The sequence below is a fragment of the uncultured Desulfovibrio sp. genome (assembly GCF_910584445.1).
Lineage (GTDB): Bacteria > Desulfobacterota > Desulfovibrionia > Desulfovibrionales > Desulfovibrionaceae > Desulfovibrio.
On the sequence record NZ_CAJUBO010000004.1, the window covers coordinates 26,022 to 45,145 of the forward strand.

At 66.5% G+C, this 19,124-nt stretch carries 17 protein-coding genes; 7 read left to right on the forward strand and 10 right to left on the reverse strand.

Annotation, left to right across the window (positions count from 1 at the left end):
- Positions 1 to 192: 192 nt before the first annotated feature.
- Both wbaP and QZ294_RS02845 read left to right on the forward strand, forming a co-directional pair.
- A complete protein-coding gene (wbaP, locus tag QZ294_RS02840) occupies positions 193 to 1,593 on the forward strand; it encodes an undecaprenyl-phosphate galactose phosphotransferase WbaP (protein WP_297046497.1) in 1,401 nt (466 codons plus the stop codon).
- A complete protein-coding gene (locus QZ294_RS02845; RefSeq protein WP_297046500.1) occupies positions 1,593 to 2,717 on the forward strand; it encodes a glycosyltransferase family 9 protein in 1,125 nt (374 codons plus the stop codon). Before wbaP ends, QZ294_RS02845 begins: the two co-directional genes overlap by 1 nt.
- A 121-nt stretch (positions 2,718 to 2,838) precedes the next feature.
- Here the strand turns inward: QZ294_RS02845 and dnaJ are convergent, their stop codons facing one another.
- The gene (gene dnaJ / locus QZ294_RS02850) at positions 2,839 to 3,948 is read right to left on the reverse strand and encodes a molecular chaperone DnaJ (RefSeq protein WP_297046503.1); all 1,110 of its coding nucleotides are present in this window, start codon (positions 3,946 to 3,948) and stop codon (positions 2,839 to 2,841) included.
- A gap of 50 nt (positions 3,949 to 3,998) precedes the next feature.
- Entirely contained in the window at positions 3,999 to 4,262 is a 264-nt protein-coding gene (gene rpoZ, locus QZ294_RS02855) for a DNA-directed RNA polymerase subunit omega (protein ID WP_297046505.1), read from the reverse strand.
- 184 nt (positions 4,263 to 4,446) lie between these two features.
- On the opposite strand from rpoZ, the gene QZ294_RS02860 reads away from it, so the two are divergent.
- A complete protein-coding gene (locus QZ294_RS02860; protein ID WP_297046508.1) occupies positions 4,447 to 5,232 on the forward strand; it encodes a tRNA 2-thiocytidine biosynthesis TtcA family protein in 786 nt (261 codons plus the stop codon).
- Here the strand turns inward: QZ294_RS02860 and QZ294_RS02865 are convergent.
- A complete protein-coding gene (locus QZ294_RS02865) occupies positions 5,198 to 5,647 on the reverse strand; it encodes an SMI1/KNR4 family protein (protein WP_297046511.1) in 450 nt (149 codons plus the stop codon). The two genes, QZ294_RS02860 and QZ294_RS02865, sit on opposite strands and share 35 nt — an antisense overlap.
- Positions 5,648 to 5,796: 149 nt before the next feature.
- Here QZ294_RS02865 and QZ294_RS02870 point away from each other — a divergent pair, with 149 nt between their 5' ends.
- The 3 genes from QZ294_RS02870 (at position 5,797) to QZ294_RS02880 (ending at position 9,314) form a co-directional block, all read left to right on the forward strand.
- Positions 5,797 to 6,687, forward strand: a complete 891-nt coding sequence (locus QZ294_RS02870; protein WP_297046515.1) for a M23 family metallopeptidase — start codon at positions 5,797 to 5,799, stop codon at positions 6,685 to 6,687.
- 147 nt (positions 6,688 to 6,834) lie between these two features.
- A complete protein-coding gene (locus QZ294_RS02875) occupies positions 6,835 to 8,037 on the forward strand; it encodes a cation:dicarboxylase symporter family transporter (RefSeq protein ID WP_297046517.1) in 1,203 nt (400 codons plus the stop codon).
- Complete coding sequence (locus QZ294_RS02880) at positions 8,034 to 9,314, forward strand: serine dehydratase subunit alpha family protein (protein WP_297046522.1); 1,281 nt, start codon at positions 8,034 to 8,036, stop codon at positions 9,312 to 9,314. Before QZ294_RS02875 ends, QZ294_RS02880 begins: the two co-directional genes overlap by 4 nt.
- 157 nt (positions 9,315 to 9,471) lie before the next feature.
- On the opposite strand, the gene gatA is transcribed toward QZ294_RS02880, so the two are convergent.
- From gatA to dnaK, 4 genes are all read right to left on the reverse strand, one after another.
- Positions 9,472 to 10,941 (reverse strand): Asp-tRNA(Asn)/Glu-tRNA(Gln) amidotransferase subunit GatA, encoded by a 1,470-nt coding sequence (gatA, locus tag QZ294_RS02885; protein ID WP_297046524.1) that lies wholly within the window; start codon positions 10,939 to 10,941, stop codon positions 9,472 to 9,474.
- Positions 10,942 to 11,013: 72 nt separating this feature from the next.
- Positions 11,014 to 11,319: an Asp-tRNA(Asn)/Glu-tRNA(Gln) amidotransferase subunit GatC gene (gene gatC / locus QZ294_RS02890; protein WP_297046527.1), complete on the reverse strand. Its 306-nt coding sequence runs from the start codon at positions 11,317 to 11,319 to the stop codon at positions 11,014 to 11,016.
- A 35-nt stretch (positions 11,320 to 11,354) separates the two neighbouring features.
- Positions 11,355 to 12,791, reverse strand: a complete 1,437-nt coding sequence (locus QZ294_RS02895) for a hypothetical protein (protein WP_297046531.1) — start codon at positions 12,789 to 12,791, stop codon at positions 11,355 to 11,357.
- Positions 12,792 to 13,084: 293 nt separating this feature from the next.
- Positions 13,085 to 15,004, reverse strand: coding sequence for a molecular chaperone DnaK (dnaK, locus tag QZ294_RS02900; protein WP_297046534.1), 1,920 nt, complete (start codon positions 15,002 to 15,004; stop codon positions 13,085 to 13,087).
- Positions 15,005 to 15,396: 392 nt separating this feature from the next.
- On the opposite strand from dnaK, the gene QZ294_RS02905 reads away from it, so the two are divergent.
- Positions 15,397 to 16,233, forward strand: a complete 837-nt coding sequence (locus tag QZ294_RS02905; protein ID WP_297046807.1) for a C-GCAxxG-C-C family (seleno)protein — start codon at positions 15,397 to 15,399, stop codon at positions 16,231 to 16,233.
- Positions 16,234 to 16,371: 138 nt separating this feature from the next.
- Here the strand turns inward: QZ294_RS02905 and QZ294_RS02910 are convergent, their stop codons facing one another.
- The 3 genes from QZ294_RS02910 to QZ294_RS02920 form a co-directional block, all read right to left on the reverse strand.
- Positions 16,372 to 17,946 (reverse strand): methyl-accepting chemotaxis protein, encoded by a 1,575-nt coding sequence (locus tag QZ294_RS02910; protein WP_297046537.1) that lies wholly within the window; start codon positions 17,944 to 17,946, stop codon positions 16,372 to 16,374.
- Positions 17,947 to 18,195: 249 nt separating this feature from the next.
- Positions 18,196 to 18,792, reverse strand: a complete 597-nt coding sequence (gene recR / locus QZ294_RS02915) for a recombination mediator RecR (protein WP_297046539.1) — start codon at positions 18,790 to 18,792, stop codon at positions 18,196 to 18,198.
- Positions 18,793 to 18,795: 3 nt separating this feature from the next.
- The gene (locus tag QZ294_RS02920) at positions 18,796 to 19,107 is read right to left on the reverse strand and encodes a YbaB/EbfC family nucleoid-associated protein (protein WP_297046541.1); all 312 of its coding nucleotides are present in this window, start codon (positions 19,105 to 19,107) and stop codon (positions 18,796 to 18,798) included.
- Positions 19,108 to 19,124 lie beyond the last annotated feature (17 nt).

Genomic DNA, 19,124 nt, shown 5'->3' on the forward strand with positions numbered 1-19,124 from the left:
GGCAAGGCGCTCCGGGGGATGGGCGCCGGGACCCCGCCGGGCCGGGCTTGCGCTTTGGCGGTGCTTTGGTGTACTGAAGTTCAGGCATTCCGCAAAAATCTGCGGCAGAGAGCCTCCCCTGCCGCATGCCGTTCCCTCCGGCCGCTCCTGGTCCCAAAGGGGGGCGATACAACATTTTTGCCAAGGGGCGCCATGCGCCGGATCTCCCAGCTTCCTCTCCTCATGCAGCGCGCGGGTATTCCCGTGCGCGCCGCGGTGCTCGCGCTTTCCGATCTTGTGGCGCTTCTGGGCACCATGTTCGCCGTTCTCATGGCGCGCGCGGCGTTTGGCGACCTGGACCCCGCCATCTATCACTGGGTTTTTCCGCTGTTGCTGATCTCGCCGGTTTTTGCCGCCACCCTTGGCCTGTACCGGAGCATCAGCCTTCCGCCCTACCGGGAAATGAAGGGCATCTTCATTTTCGTCAGTCTGATCTATGCCCTCATCCTCCTGATGCTGTTCCTTTCCAAGACGGGCGACCTGTATTCGCGCCTGGTCATCATCGGCGGCTGGGGCGCCACGCTGGTGACGCTCCCGTTCCTGCGCGCCGTCTGCGTCCGGCTTTTTTCCCGCAGGTCATGGTGGGGCAGGCCGCTGCTCATCCTTGACCGCGGCGGGGCGGCAAAACGTCTCTGGCACTATCTCAGGCGCCACCCCAACCATGGGGTGCGGCCCGTGGAGATGCTTGACCTGCCCGCGGACGCCGAGCATCTGCGCACGCTGCTGAGCGGCGCGGCGCGGCGCTGGCCCGGGGCGGCGGCCCTGCTCCTGCCCAAGGCCGGCGTGCGCCAGCCTGTGGACTATGTCACGGAAGTGAGCCGCCATTTCGCCAAGGTCATCGTGGTTCCCGACCTGGAGGCGGGCTTCCGCCGGTACTGGCTGATCCCCTGTGAACTCTGCGGCGTCACGGCCCTGCTGCTGAGCCAGAACCTTCACGACCGCCGCCGCCTCGCCATCAAGCGCGGCATCGACCTCCTGTTCTGCCTCCTGTTGCTGCCGTTTCTGCTGCCGATCGGCCTTGTGCTCGCGCTGCTCATCCGTCTGGACAGTGCCGGACCCGCCCTGTACCGCCAGAGGCGCATCGGCCGGGACGGGCGTCTGCTCAGCGTGTACAAGTTCCGCACCATGGTGGCGGACGCGGATGCGAAGCTCCGGGAGTGGCTTGCCAGGGACCCGGTCCTCAGGGAGGAATGGGAGCGCGACCACAAGCTCAGGCACGATCCGCGCGTCACCCGTATGGGCCGCTTCCTCCGCAAGACGAGTCTGGACGAGCTGCCGCAGCTCCTGAACGTGGTCATGGGCGATATGAGCTTGGTAGGCCCGCGCCCCATTGTGGCCGATGAAGTGAAAAAGTACGGCGCGGTCTTTGACGAATATTGCCGGGTACGACCGGGCATCACCGGACTCTGGCAGATCTCGGGCCGCAACAACACGACGTATGCCGAGCGCGTGAGCTTTGACCATTACTACATCAATAACTGGTCTGTCTGGATGGACATCTGGATCCTGACCAGGACCATCCCCGTTGTCCTTACGGGCTACGGGGCCTATTGATGGCGTCCGAGCGCGGCAACCGGCTGCACCGCTGGCTGGACAGATATGCGGGCATCCCGCTGGCGGCCATGGCGGCGGCGGCCCGCGCGGCGGAGCGGCCACGCCGTTGCGGCGAGCCTTCCGCGGCGCGGCGGGTGGGCATCATCTGCCTGGGCGCCATCGGCGACCTGCTCCTGCTCTCCGGGCTGCTCAGGGGCCTGCGGCATGAACTGCCCCGGGCGTCACTGGAACTCGTGGTGTCCTCCGGCAATGCCGGGGCCGTCCCTCTTCTCGGGGAGGCGGACGCCGTGGCGGCATTTGACGTGCGGCATGCGGCGGCCATGGTGCGCCATGTGCGCGCCCGGCGCTATGACCTCCTGTTTGACAGCACGCAATGGGCGCGCCTCGGCGCCATCGTCAGCAGCCTTTCGGGCGCCGGTCTCACGGTGGGCTTTTCCACGGCGGGGCAATGGCGTTCTCTGGGCTATGACCGCGTGGTCACGCACAGCGCGCGGCAGCATGAGACGGAAAACTTTCTCGCGCTCGGCAGAGCGCTCTGGCCCGGCCTTGCCGGTGCCCCGGCCCTGCGCCTGCCCGCCGGGACGCCGCCGCTGGCGGCCGGGATGGCCGATGGCCGCCGCCATGCCTTTCTCCATATGTGGCCTGCGGGCTACAAGAGCCATCTCAAGGAATGGCCCCCTGAATACTGGGCGTGCCTGGCCCGCGAGCTTGCCGGGCGCGGCTTCAGCGTCTGGCTCACCGGCAGCGGGTCCGATGCGGCGCGCAACGCGGCGTTCGTGCGGGAACAGCTTTCCGGGGCGGCGCACATCCATTCCCTGGCCGGGCGGGCCAGCCTCCCCGATCTGGCGTGGCTTCTGGCACGGGCGGATGCCGTGATTTCCGTGAATACCGGCATCATGCATCTTGCCGCCCTGGCGGGCGCGCCCACGGTGGGGCTGCATGGCGCCACCGATCCGCGCCGTTGGGGTCCTGTGGGTCCGCGGTGCGTGAGCCTGCTGCCGCGCACGGGGCAGTGCGCCTATCTCAACCTCGGTTTTGAATATCCTTCGGGCGCCGAACCGGCGCTGGCGCATCTGCCCGTGGAAGACGTCCTGGCGGCGCTGGGGGGGCTGGGCGTTCTCTGAGGGGCATCGGCGGCAGAAAAAAACAGCGCCGTCGCCCCGGGATGCGGGCGCCGGCGCTGTTTGTCAATCGCGCGTTTTCTTCCGCTGCGCCGGTCAGGGTCCGGAGCGCGGGCGCGCGGTCTCAATCCAGGCCCATGGCCTTGCCGATCTTTCTTGCCGCGCTCTTGACCTTTTCGAGCGGTGTTTCCTCACCGGCGCGCTCAAACTCACGCAAAAGCTCTTCCTGCCGGGCGTTGAGACGCGTGGGCGTGACGACCTTGACGGCCACGAGCAGGTCCCCGCGCTGCTTGCGTCCGGGATAGGGCATTCCCTGGTTCGCAAGGCGCAGCAGCGCACCCGACTGGACGCCCCGGGGAATGTCCATGCCCAGGGGGCCGTCGATGCCCGGCACTTCCACCCGGCAGCCGAGAGCCGCCTGGGCGAAGCTGACTTCCTGCGTGAAGATCAGGTCCTGTCCGTGCCGTTCCCAGCGGGCGTCATCCTCAACGGTGAGCACCACGTACAAGTCTCCGGCCGGGCCGCCATGGAAACCCGCCTCGCCTTCGCCGCGCACGCGCAGGCGCGTGCCCGTATCCACGCCGGCGGGGATACGCACCATGATCTCGCGCGAATCCTCCACGCGTCCCTCGCCCTTGCAGCGGGCGCAGGGCCTGGAAATGATGCGGCCCGTGCCCCGGCATGCCGGACAGGGCATGGCGAGCTGGAAAAATCCCTGGCTGCGGCGCACCTGGCCGGTCCCGCGACACTGGCGGCAGGGTTCCGCCTTGCTGCCCGGGGCCGCGCCGCCGCCCTTGCAGTCGGGGCATTCCACATGCCGGGGCAGGGTGAGGCTGATCTCGTCCCCGTGGGCCGCCTGGGCGAAGCTGATGGTGAGATTGTAGCGCAGGTCCGCGCCCGCCTCGGCGCGGGAACCGCGCATGGACCCGCCGAAACCGAAAAGGTCGCCGAAGATGTCGCTGAAATGCGCGAAAATGTCTTCCGCGTTGCCGAATCCGGCGGCGCCCCCCTGCACGCCGGCATGGCCGAAACGGTCATAGCGGGCGCGTTTTTCCGGGTCCCTGAGGACCTCATAGGCCTCGGCGGCCTCCCGGAACTTCAGCTCGGCATCGGCATCGCCGGGGTTCCTGTCCGGATGGTAGCGCATGGCGAGTTTGCGGTAGGCGTGCCTGATTTCTTCGGTCCCGGCGTCGCGCGAGACGCTGAGCACTTCGTAATAATCGCGTTCTGTCATGATGTGGAGGGTCCTTGCGCGGGCGCGCGGCGTGAGCGCGCCCCGGCCCGTCAGTTCCCGGAGGTCGCCTCGTCGCCGGCGGTGGCGGCGGGCGCTTCCCCATCCGCCGGAAGCGGCGTATAGAGCGTCTTGTCGTCGGGCAGGATTTTGCCGGCCGCGATTTCGCGCAGCGCGGTGACGACTTCCTTGTTGCGCGATTCCAGCAGAGGCTCGTAGCCCTCGCGATACTGGCGCACGCGCTTGATAGCCATTTGCACGAGCAGGAAACGGTTGTCCACGCGTTCCTGACAGTCTTCCACGGTGATGCGGGCCATGCTGCCTCCGTTTACGGCGGAATCGTGACGAAAAACTATGGCCGCCCACGGCATTGTCAAGGGCGGCCGCTTGCCGGGGATGTCGCACCGGCTGAAACACGTTACTGTAGATGAGAGGGCCATGTCCGTCAAGTCCCGCCGCTGTTGAACGGCGCCGCGCGGACGACCCTCCTGCGGGAGCTGTATGGCACGCGAAAAACGGACATACGCGCAGGAAGTTTGCGTCAAGGCTGCCGGGCTAGCCATGCAGAAGGCGGCCATGCTCCGCCCCGGCTGCCGCGTTGGCGTGGCGGTTTCCGGCGGCGTTGACAGTTTTGTCCTGCTCAAGACCCTCAGGATCCGGCAGGGCATCGTGCCGTTCCGGTTCGAGATCATGGCGCTGCACTGCAACCCGGGCTTTGACCCGCTGGCGCATGCGGCGCTCTTGCCATGGCTGGCCGCCGAGGGGATCCCGGGGCATGTGGAGGTGACGGAGCATGGTCCCGAGGCGCATTCCGAACGCAACCGGAAGCGCTCCGCATGCTTCCGCTGCGCGTGGCTCAGGCGCAAGCGATTGTTCGACCTTTGCCGCCAGTACCGTCTGACCCACCTTGCTCTCGGGCACACGGCGGATGATCTGGTGACCACGTTTTTCCTCAATCTTTGCCGCAATGGCCGCGTGGACGGCCTGAGCATGCGCGAGGCCTTTTTCGGCGGCAACCTTGAGCTGGTGCGGCCGCTGCTCCTGGTGGAAAAAAAATACGTCAGCGCGGCGGCCCGCCAGTGGGGGCTGCCGGTCTGGAGGAATGCCTGCCCTTCAGCGGGGCATACCGCGCGCAGCGAGATGGAGGCAACGCTCGGGACGCTCTCCGGCGCCATTCCGGACGCGCGCCGTTCCATCCTGCGCGGACTCACCCGCTGGCAGCTGGGCAGGAACGCGGCGCCCGAGGGAGGAGCTAGCCATACAGATGGCGCGGGAGCGTCTGATTGAAAAAGCCCTCCACCGTGTCGGCGAGTTTGGTGATGGCGCCGTTGCGCTGCTCCAGATAATAGACGCTTTCGTCGTTCGGGAGCATCAGCAGCCGGTCGCCGGGATTGTGCAGATACAGCTCGCCGATGACGAGCGCCTCCGAGCCTGGCATGACGATGGGTCCGAATTCGCGCGCCCTGAGCGAAAGGCCGTTCATGGAAATGGCCGCGCAGTGGCGGAGGAGCCGCCTGAGTCCGGCCGGAAGGCGGAAGTCCAGCCGGGTCTCCAGCGCCGCGATGGCGCCGTCGTCAAGGCCAGGCTCCACCCTGAGATCCGGAAAGTCCCGCACGGCGGCGTAAAATTCCGGCAGGCAGGCGGCCAGCGCCTGTCTGCCCGGGTCGTCTCCGGGGGCTTGCGTCATGGGGTCCTGCGGCATGGATGCTCCCTCCCTGTGTGGTTGCGCCCGGCCCTGCGGCCGGAGCGCGCGGGACAAAGCATACACGGGCCGGGGCGCCCTGTCAGCAGGCACGGCGTGGCGCGGCCCGCATTGACAGCGTGGCGGCCGCCCTCTAGACTGGCCCCCTCATGCTTTTTGGCAAGTACCATATCGTCATCTTCAAGGAAGGCCGCAGCGGCAGCCGCAACCTGCATCTTCGCGGCTGGTTCGGCGTTACGGCCTGCCTGCTTCTGGCCGCCCTGGTGGGGTGCAATCTCTGGCTCTGGCGGGAATGGCTCGCTTCCCGGCACCTTGAAGAGGATCTCGCCGCCGCGCGGCGCACGGCCGAGGAGCAGCGCCGCCAGACGGTGAGCCTGGCCGGGCGCATCACCGCCGTGAGCCGCGACCTGCTCCGCATCCAGCGCTTTGACTCCAAGCTGCGCCTGATGATGAACATGGAAAAGGACCCGGCCGAAGTGGGGGACGGCCCGGGCGATTTTTCGCGCACCTATCTGCCGCTCCACCGGCAGGAGCTGGCCGCGCGCAAGATGCAGGATTTTCTCGGCCGTCTTTCCGAGGCGACCCAACTGGAGGAAGTGCGCCAGCAGGACCTTCTCCGCGCCTTGCGCGACAATCGCGGCATCCTTGCCGCCATGCCATCCATCTGGCCCGTGACCGGCTTTGTTTCTTCCAGTTTCGGCGGCCGGTCTTCGCCCTTCGGCAGGGGCGGCCAGTTCCACAAGGGCCTGGATATCAGCAACCGTGTGGGCACGCCCGTCGTGGCTCCCGCCGAGGGCACGGTCACCATGGCCGGCCGCGACGGCGCCTACGGCAACAGCGTGGAGATCGACCACGGCGGCGGCATCGCCACCAAGTATGCCCATCTGCAACGGGCCACGGTCAAGCCGGGGCAATGGGTGCGAAGGGGCGAGGTCATCGGCCATGTCGGCATGACCGGCCGCACCACAGGCCCGCACCTGCACTACGAGGTGCGGCTCAACGGCGTGCCCGTCAATCCCATGCGCTATATCCTGGAATGACCCCGGGGCGCGCCCGCGGCGTCCGACCTGGGAAAATCCCGTTGCTACCGCCTTGCGCGGGGCGCCGCTCCCGCCTATAGTGAGGGGCGCCCCGGTGTGCCGCAGGTGTGGCGCATGCGCCGGACAAGAGCCAGGAGGAGGTTCGCCATGGCAAAGATCGGAGACCTTTCGCTCATCATCAAACTGCTTGCCGGTCTTGTGCTTGGTGCCCTGCTCGGCTTTGTGGTCAATGAGGCGGTCATGGATGTGGTGGTGTCGGTGCGCCACATCCTCGGCCAGATCATTTTCTTCCTGGTGCCCCTTGTCATCGTGGGCTTCATTACCCCGGCCATCGTGCGCCTCGGCCAGAACGCGAGCAAGATCCTCGTGGCGGCGGTGGCGCTCGCCTATGTGTCTTCGGTGGGGGCGGCGTTCTTTTCCATGGTTTCCGGGTACCTGGTCATTCCGCATCTTTCCATCGCCACCGAGGCGGAAACGCTGCGCAAGCTGCCCGAAATGGTCTTCCGGCTGGACATCCCGCCGCTCTTCAGCGTCATGAGCGCCCTCATCACCGCGCTCTTCCTCGGCCTTGCCATCGCCTGGACGCGCGCCCGGACGCTGACCGCGCTGTTTGAGGAATTTGAAAAGGTCATCAGCTGGCTCGTGATCCATGTGCTCATCCCCATCCTCCCCGTCTTTGTGGGGCTTTCGTTCATGGGGCTTGCGTATGAAGGCTCGCTCACGCGGCATCTGCCCATCTTTGTGACCATGGTGGCGCTGGTCATCATCGGCCAGTTCATCTGGCTCGCGGTGCTCTACGGCATCGGCGGCGCGATTTCCGGGCGCAATCCCGCGCAGGTGTTCCGCTATTACGCGCCGGCCTATCTGACGGCGGTGGGCACCATGTCCAGCGCGGCCACCCTGCCGGTGGCCCTGGAGTGCGCGCACCGCTCGCCGGTGCTCAGCCGCACCATGGTGGAATTCATGGTGCCGCTGGGGGCCACGGTCCACCTGTGCGGCTCGGTGCTGACCGAGACCTTTTTTGTCATGACCATCAGCCTCATCCTCTACGGCGCCCTGCCGCCTCTGGGCACCATGATTCTGTTCTGCATCCTCCTCGGCATTTTCGCCGTGGGGGCGCCCGGCGTGCCCGGCGGAACGGTGGTGGCCTCTCTCGGCATCGTCACGGGGGTGCTGGGCTTCGATCAGACCGGCGTGGCCCTGCTCATCGCCATCTTCGCGCTGCAGGACAGCTTCGGCACGGCCTGCAACGTCACGGGCGACGGCGCGTTGACGCTTATCCTTGACGGCGTCTTCAATCGTCATGGTCAGCTTGGGCCGATGCAGCACAGCGACGGGACGGACGCATGAGCGGGCATCGGGCATTCCTTGAGCTTCTGCACCGCGAAGTGGTGCCCGCGCTCGGATGCACCGAGCCGATCGCCGTGGCGCTGACGGCGGCGCGCGCCGCCGAAGCGCTCGGCGCCGATCCGGAACGGCTGGACGTGGCCGTGAGCGCCAATCTGCTCAAAAACGGCATGGGCGTCATGGTGCCGGGCACCGGCGAAATGGGGCTTGGCATCGCCGCTGCCGCCGGCGCCCTGGGGGGCAAGAGCGCCCTTGGCCTGGAATGCCTGCGCGATCTTTCGCCAGAGCAGGTGGCCCGGGCCAAGGCCCTGCTTGCGGAGGACAGGGTCAACCTGCATCTGCCGGAGAATGAGCTGCTGCTCTACTGCAAGGTGGTCGCCCATGGCGGCGGCCACAGCGGCGCGGCGGAACTGCGGGATTCCCACGCCAATATCACCGCCGTGTGGCGGGACGATGTCCTTGTCTTCACCGGCGACGGAACGGCTGCGGCGGAAGAGGAGTCCGCTTCCGGCCAGTGGCCCCTGAGCCTGGCGGCCATCCATGCGTTCGCCACCACGACGCCGCTGCCCGAGATAGCCTTCATCCTCGAGGCCGCGCGCATGAACCGCACGGTGGCCGAGGAAGGGCTTACCCGGCAGTATGGCCTGGCGGTCGGCAAAAACATGGATGCCCAGGTGCGCCGCCATATCCTCGCCGACGACATGCCCACCTTTGCCGTCAAGCTCACGGCGGCCGCGGCGGACGCGCGCATGGCGGGCGTCATGATGCCGGTCATGAGCAATTCCGGCAGCGGCAATCAGGGCATCACCTGCACGATGCCTGTGGTGGCCTGCGCCATCCGCCTGGAAAAGAGCGACGAGGAGCTGGCGCGCGCCCTGATCATGAGCCACCTGACGGCCATCCACATCAAGCATCACCTGGGGCGGCTTTCGGCCCATTGCGGCGCCATGGTGGCCGGCACGGCGGCCGGGTGCGGCATCACCCTCCTGCTGGGGGGCGGCCTGCGCGAGATGGAAATGACCGTGCGCAATATGGTGGGCAATGTGGCGGGCATGATCTGCGACGGGGCCAAGAGTTCCTGCGCGCTCAAGGTGGCTTCGGCCGTGGGCGCGGGCATCCAGGCGGCCATGCTCGCTCTGGAAGGATCCGCCGTTCCCGGGAATGAAGGCATCGTTTCGGAAGATATCGAAGCCTGCATCGCCAATCTCGGACGGCTCGGCTCGACGGGCATGCGCGAGACGGACAAGGTCATCCTCGACATCATGCTGCACAAGCAATGACATCACAGGCTGTTTCCGGCAGGCAGCGCGCCTGACAAAAAGGGAAAAAGCAGTACCGGGGCATTTCCTCGTGCGATGACAGATCGCGGAAGGAAATGCCCCGATGTTTTAATGCGGCTGGGACGCGCCATCGCTGTCGCCGGTATTCCGGATCGTGCTACAGGGCCGGTGCGCCAATGCCCGGCAGCGCCTGCTCCAGCACCTGCCCCACGCGCAGGAGGGAGGACTCGTCAAAGGCCTTGCCGATGAGCTGGAGGCCGACGGGCATGTGGCTCTCCCGGCCAAGCCCCACCGGCAGGGACAGGCCCGGCAGGCCCGCAAGGTTGACGGGGATGGTATAGGCATCCATGAGATAGGCCTGAAGCGGATCGGCCGCATGGCTCCCCAGGGGCCACGCCGTCACCGGGGCAACGGGCGTGCAGATGGCATCGCACGTCTCAAGGGCCGCGTGCCAGGCGTCGCGGATGAGGCGGCGCGTTTGCGCGGCCTTTCGGAAATAGGCGTCATAATACCCCGAGGAAAGGACATAGGAGCCGAGCATGATCCGGCGCTTGACCTCCTCGCCGAAGCCCTGGCTGCGCGAATTGACGTAGAGTTCTTCCAGCGTGCCGGATTCGGGCGCGCGCCGGCCGTAGCGGACGCCGTCATATCTGGCGAGGTTGGAGCTGGCCTCGGCCATGGCGATGATATAGTAGCTCGCCGAGGCAATGTCCGTGGCGGGCAGGCGCACGTCCACCAGTTCCGCGCCCAGTTCGCGCGCGCGGTCAAGGGCGGCTTCGCAGGCCGCGCGCACTTCTTCCGCCAGTCCCTCCCCGAAAAAGTCCCGCGGCACGCCCAGGCGCACCCCCGCAAGGCTGTCGCCTGCGTTGCGCGCGGCCAGGGTGAAGTCTTCCGCCGGACGCGGTTCGGAGGTCGTGTCGCGCGGGTCGTGCCCGGCAATGACCGTCAGCACGCGGGCGCAGTCGTCCACGGTGCGCGTGAGCGGTCCCACCTGATCCAGCGAAGAGGCAAAGGCGAAAAGCCCGTAGCGCGACACGCGCCCGTAGGTGGGCTTCAGCCCCACGCAGCCGCAGAACGCGGCGGGCTGGCGGATGGAGCCGCCCGTGTCCGAACCCAGCGACGCGAAGCATTGCCCCGCGGCCACGGACGCGGCGGAGCCGCCCGAGGAGCCGCCCGGCACCCTGTTCACGTTCCAGGGGTTGCGGGTGGCCCTGAAGGCGGAGTTTTCCGTGGAGGAACCCATGGCGAATTCATCCATGTTGGCCTTGCCCAGCAGGATGGCGCCGGACTCCTTCAGCCGCCGCACCACGAAGGCATCATAGACGGGCACGAAATTTTCCAGGATGCGCGAGGCCGCCGTGGTGGGGATGCCCCTGGTGGAGAGCGCGTCCTTGACGGTCACGGGCACGCCCCAGAGCGGCAGCGCCGGGTCCGGTCCCCGGGCGTCCAGTTCCGCCGCGCGGGCAAGGGCGCCTTCGGCATCCACATGGAGCAGGGCGCCGATGGCGGGTTCGGTGGCTTCGATGCGCGCAAGGCAGGCGCGCGTCACCTCCACGGCGGAAAGCTGCCGCTGCTGGAGGGAGGAGGCCACTTCACCGAGAGAAAACGAGCAGATGTCACCTGTCATGGCAATGATCCCGAGGCATGATCGTGGGGGCAGGGCCTGAAACCGGCAGCGCCCGGAAAAAGCGGCGCATCCTCAGACGATGCGGGGCACCACAAAGTATTCGCCGTCGGTCTCCGGCGCATTGGCAAGGATCTCCGCGCGTTCCCTGCGCTGGAGGGACTCATCGGGGCGGGTGGCCGCGGCATGTTCCAGGGGACTGTAGAGCGGTTCCACGCCTTCCGTGTCCACACGGGAGAGCCGGTCCATGTGGCCGAGGATCTCTCCGAACTGGCGCGCGAAGAGCCGTTCTTCCTCTTCCGTCACGGCAAGGCGGGAAAGGGCGGCCATATGGCGCACTTCTTCCCGGCTGACGCGTTGCTGATGCCGTTCTTCTGTCATGGTATCCTCACTGTCTCCCGACGGGGCGGACCGTATCAGCGGCTCCCCGGCAGACGAAGCTTGTAGGAGGGGCGCGGTGTGGTATCATAGGCCGGTGCCCCTGAAGCGCCTGCGGGCGGCGTGCCGGTGGTCTGCCCGGGATTTGTGGCCGGCGCTCCCGGCGCTCCCGGTGCGCCCGGCGCTCCCGGCACGAGCGGATTGCCCTGGGCGTCCACACTGGGCAGCCCCTGCATACGCAGGGCCGCGCGCTCCAGCACGGCGGCGCGTGTTTCGCGGAATTGCGTCGCGTCGAGCGGCTTCATGCCTCCCGGCGAGACCTGGAAGAGGTGGAGCTTTTGATGGGCGACGCCCGCATTGTCATAGGCCAGGGGCGCCATGGCGCGCGCCGCCGAGGCCGCGCGCCGCGCCCTTGCCGTGATCTCCGGCGTGGTCAGGCGCGAGTTCAGGGCCAGCGCCGCGGCGAAATTGACGAAATCGTAGCCAAGGGCCGTCCAGAAATCGTTGCCCTGCGCCCTGAGCGCCGCCGGGGCGCGCTGGGCGTTCCACGCGCCCGGAAAAACGGCCAGGGCGAAATTCTCCGCGCGGGGAACCTGCCTGCCGGAAAGGCTCTGCTCCCAGAGCGTGGTGCCGAGCAGGACGAGGCGGTCTTCGCCGTTGTAGAGCAGGCTCTGAGTGATCATGTCGATGTTTTTCCAGGAATCGGGCAGGAAGAGCGCCTCGAACTCCGTCTGCGGCACGGGTGTGCTGCTGCCTTCGGCGGTGACGGGGTTGATGAGCGGCGCGGCGGCATCGCTCCAGGAAGTGGGGTCCGCCGCGTTGTAGGTGGCCTGGCGCAGGGGGATGTTGCGCTTGCCGAGGGTCTGCGCCAAAAGGCCGGTCATGCGCGCGGCATAGGTATCCGCCGGATGAAAGGCTCCGTAGGAACGGATGCCCAGTTCGCCCGTGGCAAAGCCCACCAGAGCGTCGATCTGGTCCTGCGGACTCGGGAAAAAGCGCCAGGCCCTGGCGCCTTCATCGCCGGACTTGAGCGTGGGCATGAAGGAGAAAAAGGCGCGCTGCTCCAGGGCGCCGGATTTCTGCGCCTGCCCGTAGGTCACGTCACGCAGGGGACCGCCCACCACGGCGCACGCTGGGGGCAGCGCGGCCAGAGTCTCCAGCCAGTTGGCGGCCGCGGTATTGACGGTCTCCAGACGCAGCTTGCCGCCGGCGGCCGCCAGTTCCTGTTGCGCGGCAGCAGCGCCACGTTTGATCTTGGCGGCAATGGGCGCATATGGGCCGGAAGCGGGCAGGGCCAGCACCACGCATGTCTGCTGCGGCGCTTCGGGCGCTGTGGGCGTGGCATCGCGTTTGCCGAACGGAAACTGGCATCCGCAAAGGCCGAGAGCGAGCGCGAGGAGGAGCGTTCCGGCGAGCGCGCCCCTGCGGAGCGGCCGGAACCACGGAACAAGGGAAGTCATGGCGCTGGCGGGCATGGCGATTCCTTATGCACAAAAAATGAAAGAGGCATGAACAGAAATTCTAGTACAGCCGGGGCGCGGTGGCAAGCCGCCGAAAGCCGCCATGCCGGAGGCGTTCCGTGGGACAGGGGACGACGGCCGTGGCATGCCGCCATTCCATGGCGGCATGGGGAGCCTCCGGCGCGCCTTTTCCCCAAGAGTTTTTTGTCTCTCCGGGCATGGAGCCGATCATCCACGGCATAAACGGCTCCATAAACAAAAGCGGGCAGCCCCGAGGGGCTGCCCGCGCATGGTCGGAAAGCGTGGCGTTATTTCTTCACTTCGGTGAAGTCCGCATCCACCACGTCGTCGTTGCCGCCGGGCTGACCGCCCGTGGCGCCGCCGGCCGCTCCGGCATCGGCGCCGGGCTGGGCGCCCGCCTGCTGGGCCTGCTGCTGATAGAGCTGTTCGGCGAGCTTGTGGGACGCCTTGGCAAGTTCGTCAGCCGCGCTCTTGATGGCGGCCGCGTCTTCGCCTTCCATGAGCTTGCGAAGATCGGCGATCCGGCGCTCGATGTCTCCCTTGACGGTGGCGTCGGCCTTGTCGCCGAGATCCGCCAGGGATTTTTCCGTGCCGTAGATCAGGCTGTCAGCGTGGTTGCGGGCCTCGATAAGCTCCTGCTTCTTCTTGTCATCGCTGGCGTGGGCCTCGGCCTCGCGCACCAGGCGCTGGATGTCGTCCTCGGAGAGTCCGGAGGAAGCGGTGATCTTGATGGACTGCTCCTTGCCGGTGCCCATGTCCTTGGCCGACACGTTGACGATGCCGTTGGCGTCGATGTCGAAGGAGACCTCGATCTGCGGCACGCCGCGCGGCGCCGGCGGAATGCCCGTCAGGTCGAAGCGGGCGAGGGTCATGTTGTCCGCGGCCATGGGCCGTTCGCCCTGGAGCACATGGATGGACACCGAAGGCTGGTTGTCGGCAGCGGTGGTGAAGACCTGGCTCTTGCGGGTCGGGATGGTCGTGTTGCGGTCGATGAGCTTGGTGAAGACGCCGCCCATGGTCTCGATGCCGAGCGAGAGCGGGGTCACGTCGAGCAGGAGGACATCCTTCACGTCGCCGGTGAGGATGCCGCCCTGGATGGCCGCGCCCATGGCGACCACTTCGTCCGGATTGACGGAGCGGTTGGGTTCCTTGCCGAAGAACTTGCCCACGGTCTGCTGGACCAGGGGCATGCGCGTCATGCCGCCCACCAGCAGGACCTCGTTGATCTGGTTGGGATCGAGACCGGCATCGGTGAGGGCCTGGTTGCACGGTTCGATGGTGCGGTCGACCAGATCGCTGACCAGAGATTCCAGCTTGGCGCGCGAGAGCTTGATGAGCAGGTGGCGCGGGCCGTTCTGGTCCGCCGTGATGAACGGCAGGTTGATTTCGGCCTCCATGGCGGTGGACAGGTCTTTCTTGGCCTTTTCGGCGGCTTCCTTGAGACGCTGGAGCGCCATGCTGTCCTTGGAGAGGTCGATGCCGTTCTCCTTCCTGAACTCTTCCACCAGGAAGTTGATGATCCGCTGGTCGAAGTCCTCGCCGCCGAGGAAGGTGTCGCCGTTGGTGGAACGTACTTCCACCACGCCGTCGCCCACCTCGAGGATGGAGATATCGAACGTGCCACCCCCAAGGTCGAAGACGCCGATCTTTTCGTTGGCCTTTTTGTCCGCCCCGTAGGCCAGGGAAGCGGCCGTCGGCTCGTTGATGATGCGCTTGACCTCAAGACCGGCGATGCGGCCCGCGTCCTTGGTGGCCTGGCGCTGGGCGTCGTTGAAGTAGGCGGGCACGGTGATGACGGCCTCGCTGACGGTCTCGCCGAGGTAGGCTTCGGCGTCGGCCTTGAGCTTGGCAAGGATCATGGCCGAAATTTCCGGCGCGCTGTAAACGCGGCCGTCGACCTCGACGCCGGCGTCGCCGTTGGGCGTCTCCACGATGGTATAGGGGGAGTTTTCTTTCCAGCGATCGACCTCGGGGCTGTTGTATTTGCGGCCCATGAGGCGCTTGATGGCAAAAATGGTGCGTTTGGGGTTGGTCACGGCCTGGCGCTTGGCGATCTCGCCCACCAGCCGCTCCTTGTCCGTAAAGGCCACGACGGACGGCGTGGTGCGGCCGCCCTCGGGATTGGTGATGCACTTGGGGTCCTTGCCTTCCATGACATAGACGCAGGAATTGGTGGTGCCCAGGTCGATGCCGATGATCTTGGACATATGTTTTGTTCCTCCTCAGGAAAATCTTCAGGAAAACTTTGGTGCGCGAAACTTGCGCCGGGACGCCGGAAGTGGAGACCGGCGCGCGCCTTCCACGCAGGAAGAAGATAAGTCCTTTCGCGCCGGCGTCCAGAGGCGGCGGAAAAATTTTTTGTCCGCATGGCCCGCGCCCGGTCCCGGGCCGGTTTCTTCCGTGCGCGCTGTCCGTGCGGTCACGGGGCTGCCCGGCCGGGATGCGCGCGTGCGGCGCAAACGCGCGGGGCGGGAGATGGCCGGCGGATTCCTTGACGCCCCATCCTGCGAGTGCTAGTGATATTTTGCACATTCCCGTTGGTGGAGTTCCGGTTCGCGACGTTCTGTCGCGGGATTTTCAGCGCCAGGAGGGCATTATGGTGGAGTGTAACAGGCGGCATCTGCTCTGCGGTCTCGGTGGTCTTGCCGTGGGCGGTCTCGCGGCCGGCATGGCGGCTCCCGGTCTCGCCGCGGAGGCGCAGGCCCCCGCGGGCAAACGCTTTGCCCAGGTGAACGGCGAATTCGGCTGGAAGCCGCACAAGCTCGACCCCGCCGAGTGCGAGATCGCGGCCTATGAAGGCTACTGGTACAAGGGCTATGCCTGCGGATACGGCACCTTCTACAGCATCATCGGCGTCATGGGCGAAAAATACGGGGCGCCCTACAACCAGTTCCCGTTCACCATGCTCGAGGCCAACAAGGGCGGCATTTCGGACTGGGGCACCATCTGCGGCGCGCTCTACGGCGCGGCGGCCGCCTTCGCGCTCTTCTGGGGCCGCAAGGAGCGCACGCCCATGGTCAACGAGCTTTTCCGCTGGTATGAGACCACGGCGCTGCCCATCTACAATCCCGGCGACAAGGCCCAGGGCGTCAAGGGCGCCATCCCGAGCAATGTTTCGGACTCCGTGCTTTGCCACCTTTCGGTCTCCAAGTGGTGTTTCCAGAACAAGATCGAGGCCACGAGCAAGGCGCGCAGCGAGCGCTGCGGCCGCATCACGGCTGACGTGTCCCGCAAGGCCGTGGAGATCCTCAACGCCAAGATCGACCAGGGCAAGGACTTCAAGGGCACCATCCCCATGCAGAAGTCCGTGGAATATTGTGGCGAATGCCATATGACCAAGGGCAACGAGGCCAACTGGGCCAAGGGCGTCATGGACTGCACCCCCTGCCACAGCGGCGGCAAGGCGGTCTCCGACAAGTTCAAGGATCATCCGTAGCCGGTGGCCCGCACAGCGGGCCTGTGCTGAAAAGGAAAACGCCGGAACGTGTTCCGGCGTTTTCTGGTACATGAACGAAACGCGGCGGCCCGTGCGGACCGCCGCGTTTCGTTCATGCGGGCGCCTGTCGCGGACTGGCTAGGCCGCGTCCTCCTCCTCGCCCTGCTTGCGGATCCGTTCGAGGATGTCGGTGAGCACATGGGATTCCTGGACCATCTCGGCCATCTGTTCCACGGCTTCGCCCATGACGCGGGAGATCTCGGCGCTCAGGTGGTTCACCTCGGTGATGCTGCGGTTGATCTCCTCGGAGGCGGCGGACTGTTCCGTGGCGGCGGCGGCAATGGCCGAGACGCGGAGGCTGGAGTCTTCGGCAAGGCTGGAGATCTGCTCCAGGGCATTGCCGGATTCCTCACCGATACGGCTGGTATTTTCAATGGCCTCCACGGCGGTGTCCAGATTGGAGGAACTCTTGTCGGTGCCCTGCTGGATGGCCTCGATGGCGGATTCCACATCGCGGGTGGCGCTCATGGTCTTTTCCGCGAGCTTGCGTACTTCATCGGCCACCACGGCGAAGCCGCGGCCCGCCTCGCCGGCGCGGGCGGCCTCGATGGCGGCGTTGAGCGCGAGCAGGTTGGTCTGGTCGGCGATGTCGCGGATGAGGGTAAGGACCGTGCCGATGTCATTGGCCTGCTTGTCAAGGCCTTCCATGTCGGTCTTGAGGTTGACGGAAAGGGTCCGCAGGGTGCGCAGGCTTTCCACGGTGCGGAGGACGAGGGCATTGCCTTCGTGAGCCTGCGTCTGCACGGAGGTGGCCGCATCGGCGGCGCCTTCGGCGTTGCTTGCCACCTCAAGCACGGTGGAGTTCATCTCGTTCATGGCCGTGGCGGATTCGGAGAGGCGCGCCGCGGCCTCCTGCGCCTGGTTGCGGACTTCCGTCAGGGCGGTGTTGAGGCTTTCCGCGCCCTTGTCGATGCCGTTGACCACGTTTTCGAGCTGCGAGACCATGGTGGCGCGGGCTTCCGCCGCGGCGAGCTTGCTCTTCTTTTCCAGGGCGATGCGTTCGGTGATGTCCTCACCCACTTCCACATGGCCGATGACCTTCCCGGACGCGTCATGCAGGAATTCGAGGATGATCTGCATGGTCTTGCCGTTGGGCATGTGGTTGATGACGCGCTTGTTGCCCAGGCGCAACTGTTCGATGCCGCAGTTGGGGGTATTGCAGATATTGCCGCCCTTGGCCGAACAGTGGACGCCAAGCACCTCGCTCATGGAGGACTTGTTCATGGACTTGAGCGACGCCGTGTTGCAGAACGTCCAGTTCATGTTCTCGTCCGTGACGGCGATGGCCCAGGGCAGGGCGTTGAGGATGTCCTCGTACCAGTGGGTGCGCGTCTGCGAGCGTTTCACCATGCCCTGCACTCCTCTGGCGAGCGGGGCCATGGCGCCGCAGGCGGCCGGGTCCAGCCCGGGCAGCGGCTTGCCTTCCGCCGCGGCTTTGGCATACTCCGCGATCCTGGGGAGTTCGCCCACGCTTTTGGAGATGAAAACGGCGCCGATGACGGCCAGGACCGCCGCCACGGCGATGCCGGGCAACGCCGCGCTCCAGGCGGCTCCGCCGGAGGACATGCTGATGCTGACGATGCAGGCCACGCAGGCGAGCACCAGGAAGCAGATGAAGATAAGCACCAGTTTGGAGCTGATAGAGTTGCTCATGGCTGTTTCCTTTCCAGAATGCTGACTGAGCTGAACTGCCGCCCGGCATACTGTGCCGCTGGCCGCTGAGGCCCCGGCCCAAGATGGACCGGCGCCCTTGCCAAGGGTTGTCTCCGTCCCGAAGAGCGGACACCGCCCGAAAGCAGCGGGCGGCGGCGCGTGGCGGAATCTGAAGTTCTGTTCGGCTGCTGCCGGGGAAACTTTATATGGACCCCGCGTTTTTGCAAGAAAAAAGGGGGACGGCGCCGGTCACAGATCCTGGCGGAAACGGAGGGACTGGCGCAGGGTCTCTCTGTCCATGTATTTGACCTCGGCGCCCAGGGGGATGCCCTGGGCGAGGCGTGAGACGCGGACGGCGGGGAAGCGCCGGCGCACCATCTCACGGATGAACGCCGCCGTATTTTCCGCTTCCACCGTGGCGCCGAGGGCAAGGATGAGTTCGCCGATCTCTCCTTCGCCCAGTCTGCGGGCAAGGCGCTCCAGGTCCAGCGGGCTTTCCTGCGGCCCGAGCAGGCCGCCGAGGATCATGTACTGGCCGTGGTAGAAGCCCCCCTCGTCCAAGGCGAGCATGCTGTCCCATTCGGTCACGAGGCAGAGCGTGTCGCGGCTGCGGGCGGGGTCGGCGCAGATGGCGCAGGGGTCCGTGGCGGCCAGGCCGCCGCAACGGCCGCACAAATGGAGGTTGTCCCGCAGGTCGTGGATATTCCGGCCGAGACGGCGCGTTTCGGCTTCCGGCCATTTGAGCAGGGTCATGGCCGCGCGCATGGCGGACTTGGGACCAAGGCCGGGCAGGCGCGCCATCTGCTCCACAAGCGCCCGCAAGGGTTCCGGAACGCGGGTGGACATGGCTTAGAACATGCCGGGCAAACGGATGCCCCCGGAAATGGCGTTCATTTCGCGCTCCATGCTTTCGCGGGCGATGCGCGCGGCTTCGTTGACGGCGGCGAGGATGAGATCCTGGAGCATCTCCACGTCGCCGCCTTCCAGGGCCTTGGGGTCGATGACGAGCCTGCGGAGTTCCTGCCTGCCCGAAACCTCGGCCCTGACCATGCCGCCGCCGCTCGCGGCCTCATAGGTGCGTTCGCCCATTTCCTGCTGGAGTTTGGCGATCTTGTTCTGCATGACCTGGGCCTGACGCAGGATGTCGTTCATGTTGCGCATGGGGGTCTCCGAGCGCC